The organism is Oceanobacillus sp. AG (genome assembly GCF_009746545.1).
GTDB classification, from domain to species: domain Bacteria; phylum Bacillota; class Bacilli; order Bacillales; family Amphibacillaceae; genus Oceanobacillus; species Oceanobacillus indicireducens.
Map to the genome: position 1 here is coordinate 1 of NZ_WOWT01000062.1, position 4145 is coordinate 4145.

6 protein-coding genes are annotated in these 4145 nt (G+C 39.3%); 5 read left to right on the top strand and 1 reads right to left on the bottom strand.

Going from position 1 to position 4145, the window contains the following annotated elements:
* Positions 1-255: 255 nt before the first annotated feature.
* The 4 genes from GN217_RS18400 (at position 256) to GN217_RS18415 (ending at position 2904) form a co-directional block, all read left to right on the top strand.
* Positions 256-981, top strand: coding sequence for an alpha/beta hydrolase (locus tag GN217_RS18400; RefSeq protein ID WP_156858099.1), 726 nt, complete (start codon positions 256-258; stop codon positions 979-981).
* 151 nt (positions 982-1132) lie between these two features.
* Positions 1133-1645 carry a YjcG family protein gene (locus tag GN217_RS18405; RefSeq protein WP_156858100.1) on the top strand — a complete coding sequence of 171 codons (513 nt, stop codon included), beginning with the start codon at positions 1133-1135 and terminating at the stop codon, positions 1643-1645.
* Positions 1646-1649: 4 nt separating this feature from the next.
* On the top strand, positions 1650-2078 hold the full coding sequence (locus GN217_RS18410) for a GNAT family N-acetyltransferase (RefSeq protein WP_156858095.1): 429 nt from the start codon (positions 1650-1652) through the stop codon (positions 2076-2078).
* Positions 2079-2199: 121 nt separating this feature from the next.
* Positions 2200-2904 (top strand): DUF421 domain-containing protein, encoded by a 705-nt coding sequence (locus GN217_RS18415; protein WP_156858096.1) that lies wholly within the window; start codon positions 2200-2202, stop codon positions 2902-2904.
* Positions 2905-2926: 22 nt separating this feature from the next.
* Here GN217_RS18415 and GN217_RS18420 read toward each other — a convergent pair whose 3' ends face one another.
* Complete coding sequence (locus GN217_RS18420; RefSeq protein ID WP_156858097.1) at positions 2927-3184, bottom strand: hypothetical protein; 258 nt, start codon at positions 3182-3184, stop codon at positions 2927-2929.
* Between the two features lie 203 nt (positions 3185-3387).
* Between GN217_RS18420 and GN217_RS18425 the strand changes: the two genes are divergently transcribed.
* On the top strand, positions 3388-3867 hold the full coding sequence (locus GN217_RS18425) for a CotY/CotZ family spore coat protein (RefSeq protein WP_156858098.1): 480 nt from the start codon (positions 3388-3390) through the stop codon (positions 3865-3867).
* Positions 3868-4145 lie beyond the last annotated feature (278 nt).

Genomic DNA, 4145 nt, shown 5'->3' on the forward strand with positions numbered 1-4145 from the left:
ACCAGTTCAGTTTCCCGGAGGACGGTGACTCCTGCGGGAAAGCGGAGACGATGAGACCCCGCAGGAAGTGCTTTTCTTCCGAGGAGGCTCAGCGCGGAGCCCGCGGAAAGCATCCGTCCTCCGGGAAACTGAACGGCGATTAGAGCGCCAAATTAAATGAACGAGCAAAACACTTACGCTGAATGAAAGCATGAGTCAGTGTTTCTTTTTTCAAATGCGAAAGTTGAGTTAAAATACATACAAGGGGTGGAAGCATTGGCGAGAAAAGGTAAAATGATCGACAAAGAAATTGAGAGTAAGTATCTAGATGAAACAAAAGTATTAAAAATCTATTATCCAGAAAGCTTTTCAGACTTATATAAGTACAACATATGTATCATGTTTGACGGAGACGACTATTATCAAATGGGCCGGATTGCAACGTATAGTGACCGGCTGCATGAAGACTATGAACTGACAAACACGATATTTGTCGGAATCCACTATAAAGATGCGGAAGATAGGCGACGGAAATACCATCCGAACGGTAACGAATACGATGCATTTACGAAATTTGTCGTTAAGGAAGTTGTACCATTACTCGATGATCTGCTCCCAACATATCATATGGGGAAATCGCGTATTTTAATGGGTGACTCCCTTGCTGGATCATTTTCGTTACTAACCGCCCTACGATACCCAAATACATTCGGTAAGGTGATTCTGCAATCTCCTTTCATCGATGAAGACGTGATGGAACAAGTGAAACAGGCAAAAGACCATGCCGCACTTGATATCTATCACACAATCGGCGAGAAAGAAAATGAGGCGAAACTGACAGATGGAAGGACAGTAGACCAACTTACACCTAACCGTGAACTGCGAGACTTTTTAGATGCAGGCAACAGCAATTATTTTTACTATGAGTTAGAAGATGGCGAGCATACGTGGAAATATTGGCAGAAAGATATGATCCGTGCATTGACAACGACGATCGACTAAAGAAAAAAAACGGCAGCGCCAATAATTTCCATCTACTTTGTTAACTTTCTGAAACAAAAGTAGCATAATTTACTAAGTTTGTTATAATTAAAAATAAAATCATCATCCTACATGCACTCGAACAAACAACTATTAAACGGGAGGTTTTATGATGAACTTTGGAATCGCTTTTTTTCCATCAAAAGAAATTCAAGATGCTGCCAACTCATATAGAAAACGTTATGATCCACGGTACACGCTCATCCCGCCTCATATTACGTTAAAGGACAGCTTTAAGATTGAGGAAGGAGAGCTGGATGGGGTTATCACTGAGTTGAAACGAATCGCAATGGAGACCAAACCTTTCCCAATTCACATTACAAAGGTAAGCTCCTTTGAGCCGGTGACAAATACGATTTATTTTAAAGTGGAAAAGACTGATGAAATCATAAAACTAGAAGAAAAACTACACAGTGGAAAATTTGAAGATACCCGTAAGCATCCTTTCGTACCACATGTTACGTTAGCACAGGACCTAACCCATGTGGAATTTACGGATATTCTCGGGAGACTCAATATGGAAAATCATAAATATGAGGATACGTTTGATCGTATCCAATTATTGTACCAATTAGATAATGGCCAATGGACAGTCCATGAAACATTTGTATTCGGAAGGGAATAATAGAATGGAAATACGGAAAGTGACATCACAGAAAGAACGAGATGACGCAATTTATGTACGTATGATTGTGTTTGTGAAGGAACAGCATGTTCCTGAAGAAGAAGAACTTGATCAATATGATGAAACAGCTATTCACTTTGTTGGTTATGTTCAGGATGAACCAGTTGCTGCGAGCAGGCTTCGCTATGTAGATGAATACGGCAAGCTGGAACGAATTTGTGTACGAAAAGAATTTCGTGGTAAACACTTCGGTAAAATGCTAATGGAGGAAATGGAACGAAAACTTCAGCAAGATGGCTACATGAAAGCTAAATTAAATGCTCAAACCCACGCAATCGGGTTTTATGAAGACCAAGGGTACGAAAAGCTATCAGAAGATGTTTTTATGGATGCCGGGATTCCCCACGTAGCAATGATAAAAGAATTTGAATGAAGAAATAAACCGTATGGGAGCATGCGGTTTATTTTTTTGTCTTTTTCCCATTCGATAAGCGTCCCTAGAATAAAATGCGGGTTTACGGTTAAACTATACTCGTTGATTGGAGGAGATTCCTATGTCTAGCTATGCCGAGATGTTCTTTGATCTTGTCTTTGGCTTCTTTTCCTTATTCGCCTTGACGAAAATTCTTGGTAAAACACAAATATCCCAAATTACAGCATTTGACTTTATTTCTGCAATTGTCCTTGGTGAATTAATAGGAAATGCCCTTTTTGATGATAAAATTGGCATTCCTCATATCGGATTTGTCGTCATTGTCTGGGGTGGTTTAATGTATACGACGGAATATATAACCCAGCGCTTCAAGGGTTCGCGTTACCTGTTGGAAGGAAGCCCGGAAATCGTAATTTACAACGGTAAGCTTATCCGTGATGTGATGAAGAAAAATAAATTGGACGTCAATCAATTGAAACATATGCTACGGGCGAAGGATATCTTTTCCATGAATCAAGTGGAATATGCAATTCTCGAAGCGAACGGAACAGTCTCGGTGTTACGGAAATCGGATTACCAAACACCGACAAGAAAAGATATGAAGCTTGCGGCTCAACCGGTTCAACTTCCGATTTCATTAATTAATGATGGTGAAATTATTTATGATAATCTCAAGGAAAGGAATCTTACAGAAGATTGGCTGCTTGAGGAACTGAGGAAACAGAATTACAAGTTGGAAGATATTTTTCACGCGGAGTATGAAAAAGGTAAAGATATCCAATTATATCCAATTCATAATCGGAACCATGAAAAATGGGATGTTTAATAATTATTAAACATCCCGTTTTTTAGATGATTTCACTGAACCTTCTTCCTTTCCCTGTTAACTCTGCATAGGTCTCTTCTACTGTTTGCTGATGTTGTGGTGTGTTTGTTTTATAATTGCTTGGAAGTAATCGTTCGTATTCACTGGATATTTCTTCATGTTTTCTTTCCAGTACCGGGCGAAAACTGGCACTCACCGGTGATACAGCTAATTTATCTGTACTTATCCGTTCCTGATAATTAATGTATTGATATCGATCAATCGGCATAATGTAGCCCATCAGCTTCCCCCTCCCCATCTAATCTTTCCATCTTATGATAATGCTTCGTAAATCAATGTTGAATTCTGGCGGTAGCTCTATTATTCTATACCCTTTATTCTGAAAAGTATGCCTACTTTGGATAGTAATTTGCCCACACCAACCATCCATTTGCACATATGTTATTACAGAAAGTGATTAATTTGTGAAAGGAGTAATGATGTATGAGCTGTGGTTGTGGAAAAGATTTTGACACAGGGAGCTGTGTTATCGACGTATTGAAAGAAATAGAGAGAGCACAGAGAGATGTAGTGGAAAATCACTGTAGCACTAGTTGTGAACGCTCCATCAATGACCTACTTGGGGAGTCAGATCATGGCAGAGGTTTAGACACCGTCCCAATCATTTTATATTGTGAAGACGGGTGTAAGCCATTTAAAGGATTTGGAGCAGACCGCAAGCGGGAAGATAAAATTGGTCCAATTGTTGCAAGCTTCATTTTCCGTGTGAAAAGCATCGATAAAAATGACTGTGCAGTTTTAGAGTTGTTATTAGCTCATGAACAGCCATGTGGCTACAATGATTTGAAAGATCCAACCGAGCAGAAAACGAAAAATTTACAAGCTACCGGGATTTGCATTACGGTCGACTTGCATTGTTTCTGCCATGTCACTTGTCTTCCAGCAATCAGCGTATTCCATTAAGCTTTATAAGTTAAGCGCCCAGATGATGAATGGGGTTCCCTCATTTTGGGCGCCTATCTTTTTTTATTTGCTTGTGGTATTTATCACGTATTAACGGTCTGTAATACCCCACTTCTAAACATGAGGGAAAACCAAATGTTAAGGTGGGGGTTATACAGGCCGTAAATACCTGATTCTGTTCAACTAACATTTGTATGAAAATACTTACGAAATAACGCTAAAAATGGCAATAAGAAAGTAGATCCCTTAAATCCTGATTTTTTAAGAGATGAAGTTAG